The sequence below is a fragment of the Arthrobacter sp. U41 genome, from assembly GCF_001750145.1.
In the GTDB taxonomy this organism is placed as follows: Bacteria; Actinomycetota; Actinomycetes; order Actinomycetales; family Micrococcaceae; genus Arthrobacter.
Genome location: NZ_CP015732.1, coordinates 2,284,172 through 2,301,620, shown reverse-complemented (window position 1 = coordinate 2,301,620; position 17,449 = coordinate 2,284,172). Strand labels below are relative to the sequence as shown.

Genomic DNA, 17,449 nt, shown 5'->3' with positions numbered 1-17,449 from the left:
CACCGCGGTCCCAGAGCCGAATCGTCGGACTAGATAATGGGGCCTTTCTCCCAGCTATCGAGCCCGATGCCACGTGACCAGTGGTTCTCCATCGCCAGTGTTGCGTTGCGTATCCGGATCCGCTGGTCTTCCCTGGCATCCGGAGCGACAATCAGTGGGCACGGAAGATTCGGCTGATCTCGTGCTTGACGGACGCGGACAAAACGTCGCTGACCACCCCATAGGCCAGCGAACCCAGGAGAATAAGATCGAATTCTTCCGCAGCGTTCTTAAGCTCTTGCTGCTCCAAAACGAAAAGTCCCGATGCTTTGGCCGGAAGCGAATATTCGACGTCGAGGTCTGCAAAAGAACCTGTAAGGACCTCGTTGGTCAACATTTCCACCAGAGCCTCGCCCCCGCGCCGGAACTTTGAATCGCCGGCGGGAACGGCACGCATCACGGTCAGGCCCCACTGTTCGGCGCCATCATCATTTTTCTCTGCGTACTGGTTGCGGCTTAGCCCTTCGTTGGCCGCCCACCACAGCGCGTTGCGGGCGCTATAGGTGTCATCAACCCCGGGCTCATCACCGGCCCGCGCCCAAAGCGGGCAGGCACCCCCCGGCATGCCAAGGGTACGCACCTGACGGCTGCGTCGACGAGCCATTGGTAAGGTTAGCCTCGGTGCTGGCGCGCGAGGACCGCTAAGTCCACATCGGACTGCTGCCCGATGATTTCAAGGCCGAGCTCGTCAGGACGACAGCGCACGGTGCAGGACGAGGGGTAGTCATGAAGCTCTCCGCGGGTGGCCGCGTCGGTTTGGCCGGTGCGGCGGTGGTCGGGGTCGCCTTCGGCATGGCCCGATACGCCTACGGCCTGACGCTGCCCGACATCCGGCAGGACCTGGGGCTTTCCGAGCTGGTGCTCGGCCTGGTCGCCAGCGCAACATTCGCAGGCTATCTGGCCGGCCTGCTGCTCACGGGACCTCTCGCCGCCCGCCACGGGTCGCGTACACCGACGACCGTAGGCGGCGCCTGCGGCGCTCTGGGAGCGGTGATCGTAACGGTCGCCCAGTCGCCCTGGCTGCTCGCCCTCGGTGTCATATTAGCCGGCAGCGCAGGAGGCTGGGTTTGGGCGCCCTACTCCGACATCGTGACCGGTTCGGTGCCCTTGCGGCAGCAACCAAGAACATTGGCCATCATCACGACCGGTACCAGCGGCGGACTGGTACTGCTGGGCGGCCTGGCCGTCCTCGCTGCGCTCGGTTCATGGCGCCTGGTCTGGGCCGGCACCGCCCTTGCCGCGGTGGCCGCCGCAGCCGTGAACCTCCGACTGGTACCGCGGACCAGGCCGGACCCGCGCCCGGACGGAGCGCGCGGTACCCCCTCACTGGCCAGAGCGCTACGAGTCCCTGCCGCCTACTCGGTCGTTTACTTCGCGGTCGTCGTCATCTACTTCACCTACGCCGCGGACATCCTGGACCGCGGAGTGCTCCCCGCGGCAGCCGTCCCGGCGCTCTACGCCGCTATCGGCCTCAGCGGCATGGTGGGCGTAGCGACCGGGGCCGCCGCGCAGCGGCTGGGCACCTCTCGGGTCGCCGCCCTGTGCCTCGTGACCGTCGGTGCGGCGCTGGCGCTCCTCGGCCTGGCCAGCGACTCCCTGACCGCGACGGCGGTCTCAGCGTGTATTTTCGGTGCGGGGTACATGACAGGATCGGCGGTACTCGCGGTCTGGACCGCCGAGCTGGTGCCCGACCGCGCAGGTGCCGCCTTCACGGGCTGCTTGGTTGTGGGAGCCATCAGTTCAGTCGCAGAGCCGGCCCTCGCCGGCGCGGTGATCCCTGGCCTGGGGCTGGGGCCACTGCTGGTTCTCACCGCCGCGGTGTCACTACTGAGCGGGGTAACGCTGATGCTGCATCGGTCATCGGCAGGGAAAGCGAATTAGCTGCCCACGTTAGTGCAGAGCAAGGTAGCCGACTGCATCAGCGTGTTATTTTCGATCAGGGTTTCCGCTCGGCCTTCTGCTCCTCCGTAATCGGGCCCTTGGGCGCCGATGACGCCCCGTAGCCGGTGTACCGGAGCGTGAAGCACGGGTCTTTCCATCCGGCCACGACCGGGACGGTGGAGCGATGGCCGTTGTAGGACGTGACGACGGGCGGGATCGGTAACACGGGGGGCGGGCACCGCGTGAGCTCTCTTCGAAACGTACTTTGGTGTGTCGTTTCAAGAATCACGCGGTGCCCGCCTCACGTCCGGGAGCCGGGCCGTTACCTCACGCTAATGGGCACTTCCGATTTCGTCTCGGCGGAGCCCAGCGACGGAGGTGCTGTGGTTGCGGCTGCATGCCCGGCGAGGACACCCGTCTGGTGCCGAAGCTTCAGTCGGTACATCAGGACGCCGGTGAGGGTGACGGCAGCGACGAAGAGAACCCCGCCCCACTGCAGGTACCACTCGAATGGCGGCACGGAGTTGTAAATTTCCGGGCGTGGCCAGATGAGGTTCAGTGTCATGGCGCCGCCCCACAGGACCGCGAGGATGTTCACCGGCAGTCCCCATTTGCCCAGGCTGAAGCCGGGCTCGGTGCCGTCATCGGGCAGCGGCCACTTTTTGGCCAGGCGGTTCCGAAGCATGGGCACGGTCACCAGCAGGTAGGAGAGGTAGATCAGGACAATGCTGATGCTGGAGAGGATGGTGAAGATGGCGGGCTGGGAGACGTTCACGATCAGCGGGATGATCGCGATGATTCCGATCACGATGGCGGCGACCGTTGGGGTCTTCCGGACGGGGTGTACCTTGCCCAGGTGGCGGCTGAACGGAAGGTTGTTGTCCCGGGCCATTGCAAACATCATGCGGATGGCGGCGGCGTGGACGGCCAGCGTACAGACCATGACGGCTACCACGATGCACAGCAGGAAGGCTTTGCCGAAGGGGCCGCCCAGTACGGAGAGCACTATGTATTGCAGGCCGCCGTCAGCAGAGCCTAGCTTGGGATCATTTAGGTCCGGGGCCGCGAGGAGTCCGGTGAGCAGGATCAGTCCGCCCAGCACAAAGGACGCGGTGATCGCCCGCAGGATGGCCCTGGGTGCTGTGCGCTTCGGGTCCTTCGTCTCTTCGCCGAGGGAGCTGGCGGTATCAAAGCCGTACATCACGTAGCCCGATGCCATGGCGCCGATGATGAACACTCCGAAGAAGCCCAAGGGGTGGTCCGCCCCAAACCCGGTAGTTTCGAAAAGGACACCGGGTCCGCGGACCATGTGCCATGCAAGTGCGAGGATAAGCAACACCGCGGCAACAAGTTCAACGAGGACGCCTACGCTGTTGATCTTGGTCATGAGTTTCACGCCGAAGGCGTTGATGAGGGTGGAGATGCCGATCATGATGCTCGCGAGCAGTACCCCGTTGAGGGCGAAGTCGTAGGTGCCGGTGCCGTCACCGATGATCTGGAACCCGGACCAGATCTGGGGCAGGGTGAGCTGGAGGGCCAGTGCCACGGCGCCCAGGGCCATAATTGAGGAAATTAACAACAGCCACCCGGCCAGCCAGGCGAAAGTGCCGGAGGAGAGCCTTTTGGCCCAGTTGTAGACCGAACCGGCCACAGGGTAACGCCCTGCCAGTTCGGCGAAGCATAAGGCCACCATCAGCTGCCCGGCGAAGACAAGCGGCCAGGACCAGGCGTAGGCCGGGCCGGCCATCGCGAAACCGAAATAGAAGAGTTGAAAAACGCCGGTAAGGATGGAGATGTAGCTAACTCCGGCCGCGAAGCTGGCGAACTTGCCAATGCTTCGGTCCAGGGTCTGGGCATAGCCGAACTGGTCCATGCCGCTTGAATCAGTACTCTTGCTGGGTTCTGTCAATGGAACTCCTAAGTCAGAAAAGCACGATGGTGGTGATTTGCGGCCGCTTTGGACGCAGATGAAACCAAGCGACCGGGCGCCGCGCCGTTGTGGCGCCCGGCTGTTTCCCCAATGCTGTTGCCTAGTTGGCTGCGCCCTCCCCCGTTTCCTTCGGAGCCGGAGTCGCGCCGAACCAGCCGCTGGGCGTGGGCTGGATGTTCTGCCAGATGTGCTTTGCCTCGCGGTACTCGTTGAGGCCCGCCCGGCCGAGTTCACGGCCGATCCCGGACTTCCCGAAGCCGCCCCACTCAGCCTGGGGTACGTACGGGTGGTAGTCGTTGATCCACACGGTTCCGTGCCGGAGGGCGCCGGCGACGCGCTGCGCTTTAGAGGCGTCCGATGTCCATACCGCGCCGGCCAGGCCGTACTCTGTATCGTTCGCGATTGCGATGGCCTGATCCTCGGTCCGGAACGTCTCGATGGTCAGCACCGGGCCGAATGACTCCTCGCGCAGTACGCTCATGCCGGAGCGGCAGTTGCCGAGTACGGTGGGCGGGTAGAAGTAACCGTCGGCGAGCGGTCCCTCTTCAGGGATGTAGCCGCCACACAGTAGCTCGGCGCCCTCCGCAATGCCGGCCTGTACGTAGGCGTGGACCTGGTCCCGGTGCTTGGCGGAAATGAGCGGCCCGGTCTCGGCGTCGGGATCGAACGGCCCGCCCATCCGGATCTTTTTCGCCCGTTCCACGATCTCGGCCACAAAGCGGTCTGCAATCGACTCCTCGACGACGAGCCGCGCCCCTGCCGAGCAGACCTGCCCGGAGTGCAGGAAAACAGCAGTCAGGGCGTTGTCGACGGCGGCGTCCCAGTCCGCGTCCGCGAAGACGACGTTCGGGTTCTTCCCGCCGAGTTCGAAGGCGACGCTCTTCACTGTCTCCGCGGCCGCGGCCATGATCGTCTGGCCTGTGGCCAGGCTCCCGGTCAGGGAGACGAGGTCGACGCGCGGGTCGGAGCTGAGTGGGCCGCCCACCCTCGAGCCGGGTCCGGTGACGAGATTGGCGACGCCGGCAGGCACGCCTGCCTCTTCGAGGGTTTCCATGAGCAGGATCGACGTGGACGGTGTGAGCTCGCTGGGCTTCAGCACGAACGAGTTTCCGGCGACGAGTGCTGGCGCCACCTTCCATGCAGCCTGGAGGAGCGGGTAGTTCCACGGTGCGATGAGGGCACAGACACCGAGCGGCTCGTAGACCACGCGGCTGATGGCGTTGGGCCGGCCCGTGTCGATCACCCGGCCGGCGTCGAGGCCTGCGATCTTTCCGTAGTAGCGGAAGCAGGCAGCAATGTCGTCCATGTCGTACTCGGCCTCGACGAGGCGTTTGCCGGTGTCGAGCGCCTCCGCCTGGGCGTAGGCGGCCTTGTCCCGCTCAAGCAGGTCGGCCACGCGAAGCAGCACGCTACCCCGCTCGATATCTGTGAGCTTGCGCCACGGGCCGCTATCGAACGTTGCCCGTGCACTGGCGATCGCCCGCTCGGCATCCTCGACGGTGGACGACACGACCACTGCCACTTCGTGACCGTCTGCCGGGCAGCGCACGGATGTGGTGCCGCCGTCGGACGCCTGCTGCCAGGCTCCGCCGATGTAGAGGCCCTTGATGGAATCCCGTGATTTCCCGGCCTGATGGACTTGCTCAGCTGTGGCAGTCATTGTCTCTCCTTCTGGTGTGTGCATCCGTCATTCCTAGCCCCTGGTCGCAGGGGCGGCGTTGCCGTTACGCTCCAGCGGGCTGACGCCGTGCCGGTAGAACTCCGTGTGCTGCGGCGCCAAAGGTGCATTGCCGGCGATCAGGTCGGCGGCCTTTTCAGCGAGCATCATGACAGGCGCGTAGATGTTGCCGTTGGTGACATAGGGCATGGCGGAGGCGTCCACCACGCGGAGGCCCCTCGTGCCGTGCACGGTCATGTCCAGCGGGTTCACTACAGCCATGGGATCGGAATCGGGGCCCATCTTCGCAGTGCAGGACGGGTGGAGTGCTGTTTCGGCGTCGCGGGCAACCCAGTCGAGGATCTCCTCGTCCGTCTGCACGGCCCGGCCCGGAGACAATTCGCCCCCACTGAAGGGGACCATGGCGGACTGGCCCAAGATGTCACGGGCAACACGAACGGCCTCAACCCATTCGCGGCGGTCCTGGTCCGTGGAGAGATAGTTGAACACCATGGACGGGTGCACGGTGGGATCGGTGGACTTGATCTTGAGGGTGCCGCGGGAGTCGGAGTACATGGGGCCGATGTGCACCTGGTAGCCGTGCTTGGCATCGGCCTTCTGGCCGTCGTAGCGGACTGCGACCGGGAGGAAATGGAACATCAGGTTCGGGTACGCAACGTCCTCGTTGGAGCGGACGAAGCCGCCGCCCTCGAAGTGGTTGGTGGCTGCCGGTCCCGTCCGGCCCAGCAGCCACTGGAGCCCGATCAGCGGGTAGCGCCACAGGTCAAGGTTAGGCTGCATGGAGACCGGCTGGGTGCAGGCGTGCTGGATGTAGACCTCAAGGTGGTCCTGGAGGTTTTCGCCGACGCCGGGCAGGTTGACAACGGAGTTGATGCCCAGGGAGTTCAGGTGGGTCGCGTCTCCCACGCCGGAGAGCTGGAGCAGCTGTGGGGTGTTGATGGCGCCGCCCGCGAGGATCACTTCGCCTGCGTTCACCTGGTGGGTCCTGCCATTGCGGCGGTAAGTGACGCCGGTAGCCACGTTGCCCGTGAAGTTGACCTTGGTGACCAAGGCCCGGGTCAGGATGGTCAAGTTGTCCCGGCCGAAATTCGGCCGGAGGTAGGCGCGGGACGCCGAGAGCCGCTGGCCTTTGTGGACGTTGCGGTCAAATGCCGCGAAGCCTTCCTGGCGGTAACCGTTGACGTCATCCGTCAGCGGGTACCCGGCTTCCTGGGCGGCGGCGAAGAAAGCCTGGAACAGGGGGTTCGTGGCCGGGCCGCGTTCCAGCACGAGGGGGCCTGAGTGCCCGCGCAGTTCATCGTCCGGGTCCGCGGCGGACGCGGTTTCCATCCTGTTGAAGTACGGCAGGCAATGCGCGAAGTCCCATGTTTCCATCCCGGCGTCCGCGCCCCAGCGTTCGTAGTCGAGCGGGTTTCCGCGCTGGAAGATCATGCCGTTGATTGAGCTGGAGCCGCCCAGTACCTTCCCGCGTGCGTGCGCTACCCGACGGCCGCCCATGTGAGGCTCGGGGTCCGACTCGTATCGCCAGTCGTACAAAGGATTGCCGCTGGGAAAGGTCAGCGCGGCGGGCATCTGGATGAAGAGGTCCCAAGGGTAGTCACTCCGCCCCGCTTCGAGGACCAGGACGCTGCTCTGGCCTCCATCGCTCAGACGGTTGGCAAGCACGGACCCCGCGCTTCCGCCACCGACGATGACGTAGTCGTAGTTGGTTTTTGTCATGCTGCAAACTCTCCTTCTGCCTGGCGCAGATCTTCCGCCCAGGGCCGGTGATCCTGCTTCCGGGAACTTGCGGTGCACCGTGGCGCTCCGGAGAACCCGCAAGACGCCGCTGGTGTGGTGTAGGTCATACCGCTGAACAGTAATGTAACTTGAACAAGTGTTCAATAGCGCTGCTGGACAAGTGTTCAGGAAAGTTTGTTTGTTACGTGCAAGGGCTACGGCGGCTTGATTCGCGCCAGGGACTGGCGGGCGTGCGGAGACCGGGCGTGAAGAGTTCTCGCGTCGTTGGAGAAGGCGGTGGCGCCTTCACGGAATTCCCAGGCAATCCCCCGCTAGGCGGCGAAGGCGATCTCCTCAGTACGGGCGATGCTCCTTTGGATGGAGGCCTCGTCCACGCCCAGGAGCGCTGTCAGCCACATCCCGTTTTGCACGACAACAATGTCCGCCGCCCGCACCCTGCATTCATCACTGGAAAGTTCAGGTTTCGCATTGCTTATCAGGGCCGCGAGTCCACTGAGGTACCGCTCGAAGGCCGCCGCGTTAATCAGCGCAAAGTCTTCATGGGCCTGCGCAAGAGCCCAGAGGTGGAGGCGCAGGGACAGATGTTCGGTGGTGAGGAATTCCGGGTCCGCAACGCGGCGCAGAGCCTTATGCAGCTGCCCGTCGGGGGGCGATGCCGGATCGGGGGCGACCAGCTTGACATCGCGTTCGTCAATCTGATGCAAGGCCGCACGGATGAGGCTCATCTTGTCTTCGAAGTAGTAGTTCACCAGCCCGAGTGCCACGCCGGCTTCCCGGGCCACCGCGCGCATATTGACACCTGAGATGCCGTGGCGCGACAGCAGCTCCAGTGCCGCTTCGAGAATGCGCGCCTGCCTGTCAAGCTGTTGGCCCGACTTCATGGTGTTTGTAGTCACTTGGCCAGAATATGGCCAAAATCGTGACGGTGCATCCCGCGGACAGGACGCCCTGCTCCCAAGCGCGGTCGCACGCCGCCGCGCCTCCACCCGGGAGACTGCTTACGGGGGGAAGAGGCACTCCCTGAGCGCCTAGGCCCGGATGTTATATCCGGTCGGCTTATCAAAGAGCTTTCGTGTGCTGGCTCCCGCGGCCGCAATCCAAAGGACGGAGCCGTCGTCAGCGGCTTGTTCCACCACCCCGGTCACGATGTGCTCGCCGAATAGCCACACCTCCACCATGTGGCCTGTCAGCCGGGCCCAGTCGCTGCGCGGCCCGCGTCCAGCCGAGGTCCGGCCTGAACTCGTATCCCACATGATGCGCTACCCGCCTCGCTTGACGCGGTTGCTGCCAGCGACGGTGACGTGCTCGTGACTGCCTGGGTGCTTGTTCACGCTTGGAGCTACCGGTACTTCAGGGCTCAGCACTCGATGACGTTGACGGCGAGGCCTCCGCGGGAGGTTTCCTTGTACTTGGTTTTCATGTCCGCTCCTGTCTCCCGCATGGTTTTGATGGCTTTGTCGAGGGATACTTTGTGGCTGCCGTCCCCGTGCAGGGACAGCCGCGCGGCGTTGATGGCCTTCACGCTGGCGATGGCGTTCCGCTCGATGCAGGGGATCTGCACCAGCCCGCCCACGGGATCGCAGGTCAGGCCGAGGTTGTGCTCGATCCCCACTTCCGCGGCGTTTTCCACTTGCGCGGGCGTGCCGGCCAGGACCTCGCAGAGGCCGGCGGCCGCCATGGAGCAGGCCGAGCCCACCTCGCCCTGGCAGCCCACTTCGGCTCCGGAGATGGAGGCGTTGATCTTGAAGAGGATTCCGACGGCGGCCGCGGCAAGGAGGAAGCGGACCACGCCGTCGTCGTTGGCGCCAGGAACAAACTTCACGTAGTAGTGCAGGACGGCGGGGACGATTCCTGCGGCCCGTTGGTGGGTGCCGTGACGATGCGGCCGCCGGCGGCGTTTTCCTCATTGACGCCAGGGCGAACAGGTTCACCCATTCCATGGCGGCAGCGGGTCGGGGACCACCTGTGTCCGCGGTCCAGGGGTCTGAGGTAACGACGGGGCGCGCCGCTTGACGTTCAGTCCGCCGGGAGGATTCCCTTCCGCGGCGCAGCCGTTCTCCACGCACTGGCGCATGACCGCCCACAGGGCCAGGAGCCTTCGCGGAGCTCGGCTTCGCTGCGCCAGACGAGTTCGTTGGCGAGCATGACGTCGGAGATGGACATGTCTCCCGCTGCAGATCTCCAGGAGTTCGTCGGCTGTGGTGAACGGGAAGGGAGACTGTAGCGTCTGCCACCACCGGTCGCCCGCGTCGGCGTCGCCATCAACAACGAAGCCGCCCCAATGGATAGAGCTCCGCTCCTCAGAACGGCGCCGGTGTGGTCGAGGGCCCGGAAGGTCATCCCGTTGGGGTGGGCCGGGAGGGACTTGCGCCGGTGAAGCACCACGTCCTCGTCCCAGTTGAAATCCACCCGATGGTCCCCGCACACCACAGTTCGGCGTCGAGGGCTGCGGCCGGCCACCTGGTCATCAGCCGTGCGGTGTCCACGGTTCCGGGTCCAGCCCTTTGAAGCCCAGGACCACTGCCTTGTCGAGCCATGGCCCCGCCCGGTGGCACCGAGGGAACCGAACAACTCAGCCTGACGCGTTGGTGGCGCTCAGGTGGCCGTCGCCTTAAGTCCGTCGGCGAACAGCTTTGGCCGCCCGCATCGGGCCGACCGTGTGTGACGACGAGGGCCCGATGCCAACGGAAAACAGGTCCAGGACGCTAAGCGCCATCAGGGGACCTCCGGCGAGTCGTACTCGCGCATTGCATCGAGGAGCCACCGGCCAGGAACTCCGCGAAGGAGGCGCGCGGGAAGAGCCGGAAGCTTTCCTCCCCGGTCTTCTCAGGACCACCGGGATGTTGCCACCTCGGTGTTCAGGCTGTTCCCGGGGTGAAGCTGCGGGGGTGCAGGTCAAGGGCGCAGCCCTTTTCCAGAACTGCCCGGGCCTGCGGGCCTGAGAGCTCGAACGTGGTGCGGTTCGCGGAGAGGTCCACCACCTGGCCCGGGGCGTCGCCCAGTGCTTCCACGAGGGATCCGATGAGGTTGCCACCGATGGAATCATGGGCAGCTTCCGGTGCCACCACCAGGAACTCGGAAGGTCCGAGCCAGAGGACGCTGATGCCGTTCGTGCCGGTCACTTCGCCGCAGCGCGCCGGCAGGTTGCCGGCTACGCGGGCGATTTGCGAGCCTTCCTCGGAGCGGGGGTCCACGCGGACTCCGACCATGGTCTGGAACGGGCCTTCGTTGAGGACGACCTTGCCCGGGACGGAGCCGGCATTCAAGGCCTCGGCCAGGTGGGAGGCGGGGCTGCGGCGGATGTCCCGGAGTCCATTGACGCCTGTCAGTGCTGCTGTCTTAGCCATCTTTGCGGGTCCCTTCGGGGTCATAAAGTACGGTTTCTGCGACGACAACTTCAACGAGCTGGTCGCCGGCGGCGGCCACGAGGGTCTCACCGATGCGGTTGCGGCCATTCTTGATCAGTGCCAGCCCAAAGGAACGTCCAAGGGCGGCACTGTGGTAGCTCGAGGTCACAAATCCCTGCATGGGGACCGGGCCGTCGGCGGGGTTCGTGGCATCCCCTTTTCCACCAGCTGGGTTCCTTCGGGCAACCGGAGCGTCTTGTCCACGGGAAGGACGCTGACCAGGTGCTTCCGGTCTGTGCGGCCGGCGTCCTTGCGGGCGTAGGAGCGCTTGCCGATGAAGTCTTTGGCCTTGGAAACCACCCATTCCATGCCCGCGTCCTGCGGGGTCACGGTCCGTCGGTGTCCTGCCCGACGATCGGGTAACCCTTTTCAGCGCGTAGCACGTGCATGGTTTCGGTGCCGTAGGGAGTGATGTTGAAGTCGGCCCCGGCGGCTGCCACGGCTTCCCAGGTGTTAGCCCGTACCAGGACGGAACGTTGATCTCGTAGGCAAGTTCGCCGGAGAACGAGATCCGGCAGACCCGGGCCTGCACGCCGGAGGCGAGGGTGGTTTCGCGGAAGGTCATGAACGGGAAGGCTTCCGCTTCCAGCCCGCCGTCCGCGGCAAGGCCCGGGGCCACCTTTGCGAGTACCGCGCGGGATTTGGGTCCGACGACGGCAATGGTGGACCACTGCTCGGTCACCGACGTGCAGTGCACGTCCAGTTCCGGCCATTCGGTCTGCAGCCATTCCTCCAGCCAGTCGAGCACCTTGGCGGCGCCGCCGGTGGTGGTGGTCATGAAGTAGCGGTCCTCGTCGAGACGCAGGGTCACGCCGTCGTCGAAAATCATGCCGTCTGCCATGCACATCACGCCGTAGCGGGCGGAACCCGGGGCGAGCTTCTTGAACGCGTTGGTGTAAATGCGGTTGAGGAACTCACCGGCGTCCTTGCCCCGGATCTCGATCTTGCCCAGGGTGGTTGCGTCCATAAAGCCCACGGATTCCCGGACGGCGGCACATTCCCGCAGCACTGCGGCGTCCATGTCCTCGCCGGCCTGCGGGTAGTACCAGGGCCGCTTCCACTGTCCGACGTCCTCGAACAGGGCGCCGCGGGCGACATGCCAGGGGTGGATGGAGGTGAGCCGGGCCGGGTCGAACAGTTCGCCGCGCTGGCGTCCGGCGAGTGCTGCGAACGCCACCGGGGTGAAAGGTGCACGGTAGGTGGTGGTGCCGATGTCGCCGATCCCGCGCGAGGCTTCCCCGGCCTGGCGGAGCGCGGCGGCGATGACGCCGATCGCGTTGACGCCGGAGGTTTTGCCCTGGTCGTTGGCGGTGCTGATCGAGGTGTAGCGCTTGATGTGTTCCACCGAGCGCATGCCGGCGCCGGTGGAACGCAGGACGTCGGCCACGGACTGGTCGCGCTGGAAGTCCACGAAGTGGTGGTGCCAGTCCTCCGGGGTGCCGGACTGGCCGGGCACCAGCCACAGCTGCCGGGTCGGGGCGGAGGCCTTCGGTTCCGAGAAGACCAGCGGATCGAGAACTGCGCCAGCATTTTCAGGGTTGAAGCCTGCGGCGATGGCTGCCGACGCTCCGGCGGAGATGCCCTCGGCCACGCAGTCCTCGAGTTCGAAGCTGCCGCGGCCCGAGCCGATGGTCTGCTGGTTCGGGACCACGGTGCTCGGCACGAAGGCGGCGAGCTCGTCGTCCCAGCGCAGCTTGCCCTGGCGCTGGGAGTGGAGGTGGACCAGCGGGCTCCAGCCACCGGAAACGGCCAGCAGATCGCAGGGGACCTCTTCGATGCCGGAGGTGAGGTCGCCGTCGTCGTTGATGCTGCGGACCGTGACGGCGTTGAGCCGGCCATCGCCGGAGTCCGCGGCTGTTCCTGTTCCGTCGGCGGTGGCGGCCACGGCGCTGCCGATCAGCACCCGGGTGCCTGCTTCGACGGCGGCCGCAGCAACGTCCGTGAACTTGGCACGGGCATCGACGACTGCGGCGACCTTGACGCCGGCGGCCTGCAGGTCCGCAGCCAGGGCGTAGGCGCTGTCATTGGTGGTGCTGATGAGAACGCACTGCCCGGCCGCGACGGCGTAACGGTTGAGGTAAGTGCGGACGGCCGAGGCGAGCATGATGCCGGGGCGGTCGTTGTTTTCGAAGACCAGCGGGCGTTCGTGCGCGCCGGGAGCTACCACCACCTGGTTGGCGCGCACGTGCCAGATCCGCTGGCGGGACACGCCGGGAGCTGCGGGGCTGGACAGGTGGTCGGTGCGGTTCTGGACGGCGATGACGTAGTTGGCGTCGTAGGCACCGAAGGCGGTGGTGCGGTTCAGGACGGTGCACTCGGCAGCGGAAACCAATTCGGCCTCAACGTCCGCCACCCATTCCAGGGCCGGCTTGCCTTCAATGGTCTCGACCAGGCCGGGAGCCGTGGACCCTGACAGGAGCGAACCTCCCAACTCGGGCTGGTCGTCCATCAGGATGACCCGGGCGCCGGTGCGTACGGCTTCGCGGGCCGCGGCCAGGCCGGCCGGGCCGCCGCCGATGACTAGGACGTCGGTGTGGACGTACTTCTTGTCGTACTCGGCGCGGTCCTCGTCCGGGTCCAGCTTGCCCAGTCCGTTGAGCAGCTCTGCTTTCAGGCCGTCCACCAGGGTGACGGTAGTGGCCGGGAGCATGGACTCGGCCACGTGGCCCGGGAACCGGGGTTCAATACGAACCAGCGCGTTGGATTCCTCCACGCCGGCGGACATGATGCCGCGGGCGCGGTCCTCGTAAAGTGAGTTGCCGGCGGCGATGCGGCCGTTGGCGAGCAGGGCCGAGGCGAGGGTGTCGCCGGGGTGGCCGGTGAATTCCTCGCCGTCTACGGTGAAACGCCAGGAGATGGTGCGGTCGATGCGTCCGCCGGCGTCGAGGCGGGCGTTCTGGGAAGTCACTTGGTTGCTCCTTCCGGGGCGGTGGCGCTGGCGGGGGCTGTGCTTGTGCCGGTGATGTCCGGAGCCGCGGTCGCGGTGGTGGTGCTGTCCGGGGCGGTGCTGGCGGTGCCGGACTCAGGTGCCGGGGCGGCTTTGTCCGGACGGGCGGCGCCCATGGGGTAGACAGCCTGGATCTCGTAGGTGACCGTGTCGCGGAGCATGTTGAACCACTGGCGGCAGCCGGTGCTGTGCAGCCAGCGTTCGGCGAAGGCGCCCTTGGTGTTGTCGCGGTAGAACAGGAACTCGGCCCATTCACGGTCGTTCAGTTCGTTAGGGTTCTCCGGATAGGCCACGTGGGCCTGGCCGCCGTAGTGAAACTCGGTTTCGTCGCGGGAGCCGCAGTTGGGGCATGAAATGAGGAGCATGTCCGGACTCTCTTCTAGTGGGCCACGGCGGCGGCGCCGTGTTCGTCGATCAGGGCGCCGGTTTCGAACCGCTCCAGCGCAAACGGCTTGTTCAGTTCGTGCGGCGTTCCCGTGGCGATGGTGTGGGCAAAGGTGAGGCCCGCGGCCGGGGTGCCCTTGAAGCCGCCGGTACCCCAGCCACAGTTGACGAACATGTTCTCCACCGGGGAGGTGCCCACGATCGGGGAGGCGTCCAGGGTGGTGTCCACGATCCCGCCCCAGGTCCGGAGCACATGGGCGCGGGCGAAAATCGGGAAAAGTTCGACGGCGGCGGCCATCTGGTGCTCGATCACATGGAACGAACCGCGCTGGCCGTAGCCGTTGTAGGAGTCGACGCCGGCGCCCATCACCAGTTCGCCCTTGTGCGCCTGGGAGACGTACACGTGCACGTGGTTGGACATGACCACGGTCGGGTGGACGGGCTCGTGGAGTTCGGAGACCAGTGCCTGGAGCGGGTGGGACTGGATGGGCAGCCGGAACCCGGCCATTTCCGCGAGGACCGAGCTGTGCCCGGCCGCGCAGAGACCGACCTTTTCGGTGTTGATGGTGCCGCGGTTGGTCTTGACGCCGGTGACCCTGTTGCCGTCCTTGAGAAAGCCGGTGACTTCGCAGTTCTGGATGATGTCCACGCCGAGTTCGTCGCATTTGCGGGCGAACGCCCAGGCGACGTGGTCGTGCTTGGCGATGCCGGCGCGCGGCTGGTAGGTGGCGCCCATCACCGGGTAGCGGATGTTGTCGTTGATGTTCAGGATGGGGCAGAGTTCCTTGACCTGCTGCGGGTCCAGCCACTCGGCGTCCACGCCGTTGAGCTTGTTCGCTCCCACGCGGCGCATGCTCTCGCGCACGTCGCCCAGGGTGTGGGCGAGGTTCATGACGCCGCGCTGGCTGAACAGGAAGTCGTACTCGAGTTCCTCGGGCAGGATCTCCCAGAGCTTCAGGGCGTGCTCGTAGATCGCCGCGGATTCGTCCCAGAGGTAGTTGGAGCGGATGATCGTGGTGTTCCGGGCCATGTTGCCGCCGGCGAGCCAGCCCTTTTCCAGGACGGCGATGTTGGTCATCCCGTGGTTCTTGGCCAGGAAGTAGGCCGTGGCGAGGCCGTGCCCGCCACCGCCCACAATCACGGCGTCGTAGCTCTTCTTGGGGTCAGGGTTGTGCCAGAGGAATTCCGGGTGCTCCGGAAGCAGGTCGGCCATCATGCCACCTCGGTCACGTCAGAGGAGAGGTTGGGGTAGAGGGGGAACTTTCCGGCCAGGATTTCAACCCGCTGCCGGAGTTCCGCCACGGTCTCGTCGCTGAACTCGCGCTTGAGTGCTGCGGCGATAATGTCCGCGACCTCGGTGAATTCTGCCTTCCCGAAGCCACGCGTGGCCAGTGCCGGCGTGCCGATACGAAGACCGGAAGAGACCATCGGCGGACGCGGGTCGAAGGGCACGGCGTTGCGGTTGACCGTGATGCCGATCCGGTGCAGGCGGTCTTCGCCCTGCTGGCCGTCCAGTTCCGAATTGCGCAGATCCACCAGGACCAGGTGCACGTCAGTGCCACCGCTGACTACGGTCACGCCGGACTCTGCAACGTCGGCGGACAGCATGCGTTCTGCGATGAGGCGGGCGCCTTCCAGGGTGCGTTCCTGGCGGTCGCGGAACGAGGGCTCAGCAGCAAGCTTGAACGCAACAGCCTTCGCGGCAATGACGTGCTCCAGCGGGCCACCCTGCTGTCCGGGGAACACCGCGGAGTTGACCTTCTTGGCGATGTCGGCGTCGTTGGTCAGGATCACACCACCGCGCGGGCCGCCAAGGGTCTTGTGGGTGGTGCTCGTGACGATGTGGGCGTGAGGCACGGGGTTGGGGTGAAGCCCCGCGGCCACCAGGCCTGCGAAATGCGCCATGTCCACCATCAGGTAGGCACCTACCAAGTCCGCGATACGGCGGAACTCGGCGAAGTCCAGCTGCCGGGAGTAAGCGGACCAGCCGGCGACGATCAGCTTCGGCTTGTTCTCGACCGCCAGGCGCTCGACTTCAGCCATGTCAATCAGCATGGTGTCTTCGGCGACTCCGTACGGGACCACTTTGTAGAGCTTGCCGGAGAAGTTGATTCGCATCCCGTGGGTCAAGTGGCCACCGTGTGCGAGGTTCAGCCCCAGGATGGTGTCGCCGGGCTGGATGAGGGCGAACATCGCCGCTGCATTGGCCTGGGCGCCTGAGTGGGGCTGGACATTAGCGAATTCAGCGCCGAAGAGGGACTTGAGGCGGTCGATGGCCAGCTGCTCGACCACGTCGACGTGCTCGCAGCCGCCGTAGTAGCGCTTGCCGGGGTAGCCCTCGGCATACTTGTTGGTCAGCACAGATCCCTGGGCTTCCATGACGGCAGTCGGCGCAAAGTTTTCGGAGGCGATCATCTCCAGTGTGCCCTGCTGGCGCAGCAATTCCTGGTGCACAGCGGCGTGGATCTGGGGATCGGTCTCTGCGAGCGAGCGGGTCAGAACATCGACCATCATGTCTCCTAGTCTCTCTAATATCCTGTTGATATATTAGTTCAGTGACTCAAGTATGCTATCCGGGCCGGTAGGTGTCAACAGATTTCCCGACCCGGCCCGGCCGGCGGGGCTGGCGGCCACGGAGCGGACCAAAGCGCCCCGGAACGGGCTAAAGCGCAGCCCATTCCGGGCTGCGCTTTAGTTTCGTGGCCGGCGGCGTCTGCCTCAGGCGGCGAAAAGAGCTTCGCGTACCGCGTGCTCGAAGCCACTGACGTGGATCCGTGCGAGTTCAGCGGCGCCCGCCTCATCTCCGTCGATAACGGCACGGAGCAGGTCCACATGCTCATGGACGTGCCGGGACAGGTCGGGCAGGCGATCCAGGACCATGCACCAGACTCGTGTTGCGAGATTGTCGTAGCGGATCAGGACATCTTCAAGGTGGGGATTGCCGGCGGCCGCATAGATGCCCCGGTGCACGCTGGCGTCCAGCCGCAGTGTCTCGACGACGGACGCTGCGCCCGCGTCGAATGCCTCAACGGCGCGCATAACATCGCGCAGTTGCTCCCTGGCAGACGCCGTGGCCACGCGCGCAGCCCGGGACGCGGCAAGGGGTTCAAGCTGCGCACGGATTTCGGAAATGAACGCAAGGTCAGTAACCTCCACGCGCGTCGCGAAAGTTCCCCTCCGCGGGTAGGACACAACAAGGCGATCGAGCTCCAGCCGCTTCAAGGCTTCGCGCACCGGCGTCCGCCCCACGCCAAGGTCCTTGGCGAGCTGGTCATCATTAAGGAGATCGCCGGGTTTGATGTCCAGCATCAACAGCCGGTCACGAATGCTTTCATAGGCCACATCCGCCAACGACCTCCTTGCGGCATCATCACCAGCACGCACTAAGGCTTCGACAGCCATCCGTGGACCCCTTTCAATTCCAGTGAGAAGGCTATTGACCT

The 17,449-nt window shown here is 65.5% G+C and carries 13 protein-coding genes and 2 pseudogenes; 1 reads left to right on the top strand and 14 read right to left on the bottom strand.

Features of this window, described 5'->3' with window-relative positions; all coding sequences use genetic code 11:
• Window positions 1-151: 151 nt before the first annotated feature.
• The gene (locus ASPU41_RS10580; RefSeq protein WP_157356981.1) at window positions 152-643 is read right to left on the bottom strand and encodes a hypothetical protein; all 492 of its coding nucleotides are present in this window, start codon (window positions 641-643) and stop codon (window positions 152-154) included.
• Window positions 644-765: 122 nt separating this feature from the next.
• Here ASPU41_RS10580 and ASPU41_RS10575 point away from each other — a divergent pair, with 122 nt between their 5' ends.
• A complete protein-coding gene (locus ASPU41_RS10575; RefSeq protein ID WP_069950885.1) occupies window positions 766-1,920 on the top strand; it encodes an MFS transporter in 1,155 nt (384 codons plus the stop codon).
• 322 nt (window positions 1,921-2,242) lie between these two features.
• Here the strand turns inward: ASPU41_RS10575 and ASPU41_RS10570 are convergent, their stop codons facing one another.
• From ASPU41_RS10570 to ASPU41_RS10515, 13 genes and pseudogenes are all read right to left on the bottom strand, one after another.
• On the bottom strand, window positions 2,243-3,793 hold the full coding sequence (locus tag ASPU41_RS10570; protein ID WP_069950884.1) for an APC family permease: 1,551 nt from the start codon (window positions 3,791-3,793) through the stop codon (window positions 2,243-2,245).
• Window positions 3,794-3,950: 157 nt separating this feature from the next.
• Window positions 3,951-5,510, bottom strand: coding sequence for an aldehyde dehydrogenase family protein (locus tag ASPU41_RS10565; protein WP_069950883.1), 1,560 nt, complete (start codon window positions 5,508-5,510; stop codon window positions 3,951-3,953).
• A 33-nt stretch (window positions 5,511-5,543) separates the two neighbouring features.
• The gene (gene betA / locus ASPU41_RS10560) at window positions 5,544-7,247 is read right to left on the bottom strand and encodes a choline dehydrogenase (RefSeq protein ID WP_069950882.1); all 1,704 of its coding nucleotides are present in this window, start codon (window positions 7,245-7,247) and stop codon (window positions 5,544-5,546) included.
• Between the two features lie 332 nt (window positions 7,248-7,579).
• Window positions 7,580-8,164 (bottom strand): TetR/AcrR family transcriptional regulator, encoded by a 585-nt coding sequence (locus tag ASPU41_RS10555; RefSeq protein ID WP_069950881.1) that lies wholly within the window; start codon window positions 8,162-8,164, stop codon window positions 7,580-7,582.
• Window positions 8,165-8,625: 461 nt separating this feature from the next.
• Window positions 8,626-9,090 carry an L-serine ammonia-lyase, iron-sulfur-dependent, subunit alpha gene (locus tag ASPU41_RS23395; RefSeq protein ID WP_231941052.1) on the bottom strand — a complete coding sequence of 155 codons (465 nt, stop codon included), beginning with the start codon at window positions 9,088-9,090 and terminating at the stop codon, window positions 8,626-8,628.
• A 194-nt stretch (window positions 9,091-9,284) separates the two neighbouring features.
• Entirely contained in the window at window positions 9,285-9,839 is a 555-nt protein-coding gene (locus tag ASPU41_RS23390) for a serine dehydratase beta chain (RefSeq protein ID WP_269450048.1), read from the bottom strand.
• A gap of 40 nt (window positions 9,840-9,879) precedes the next feature.
• Complete coding sequence (locus tag ASPU41_RS23720) at window positions 9,880-9,984, bottom strand: serine dehydratase beta chain (RefSeq protein ID WP_269450047.1); 105 nt, start codon at window positions 9,982-9,984, stop codon at window positions 9,880-9,882.
• Window positions 9,984-10,615, bottom strand: a pseudogene (locus ASPU41_RS10540) (sarcosine oxidase subunit gamma). The gene ASPU41_RS23720 and the pseudogene ASPU41_RS10540 overlap by 1 nt, the downstream one beginning before the upstream one ends.
• Window positions 10,608-13,583 (bottom strand): annotated as a pseudogene (locus tag ASPU41_RS10535) (2Fe-2S iron-sulfur cluster-binding protein). Before ASPU41_RS10535 ends, ASPU41_RS10540 begins: the two co-directional pseudogenes overlap by 8 nt.
• Window positions 13,580-13,987 carry a sarcosine oxidase subunit delta gene (locus ASPU41_RS10530; RefSeq protein WP_069950879.1) on the bottom strand — a complete coding sequence of 136 codons (408 nt, stop codon included), beginning with the start codon at window positions 13,985-13,987 and terminating at the stop codon, window positions 13,580-13,582. The pseudogene ASPU41_RS10535 and the gene ASPU41_RS10530 overlap by 4 nt, the downstream one beginning before the upstream one ends.
• A gap of 14 nt (window positions 13,988-14,001) precedes the next feature.
• Entirely contained in the window at window positions 14,002-15,222 is a 1,221-nt protein-coding gene (locus tag ASPU41_RS10525) for a sarcosine oxidase subunit beta family protein (protein WP_069950878.1), read from the bottom strand.
• Window positions 15,219-16,517: a serine hydroxymethyltransferase gene (glyA, locus tag ASPU41_RS10520; RefSeq protein WP_069952623.1), complete on the bottom strand. Its 1,299-nt coding sequence runs from the start codon at window positions 16,515-16,517 to the stop codon at window positions 15,219-15,221. Before glyA ends, ASPU41_RS10525 begins: the two co-directional genes overlap by 4 nt.
• Before the next feature lie 207 nt (window positions 16,518-16,724).
• Window positions 16,725-17,408 (bottom strand): GntR family transcriptional regulator, encoded by a 684-nt coding sequence (locus tag ASPU41_RS10515; RefSeq protein ID WP_069950877.1) that lies wholly within the window; start codon window positions 17,406-17,408, stop codon window positions 16,725-16,727.
• Window positions 17,409-17,449 lie beyond the last annotated feature (41 nt).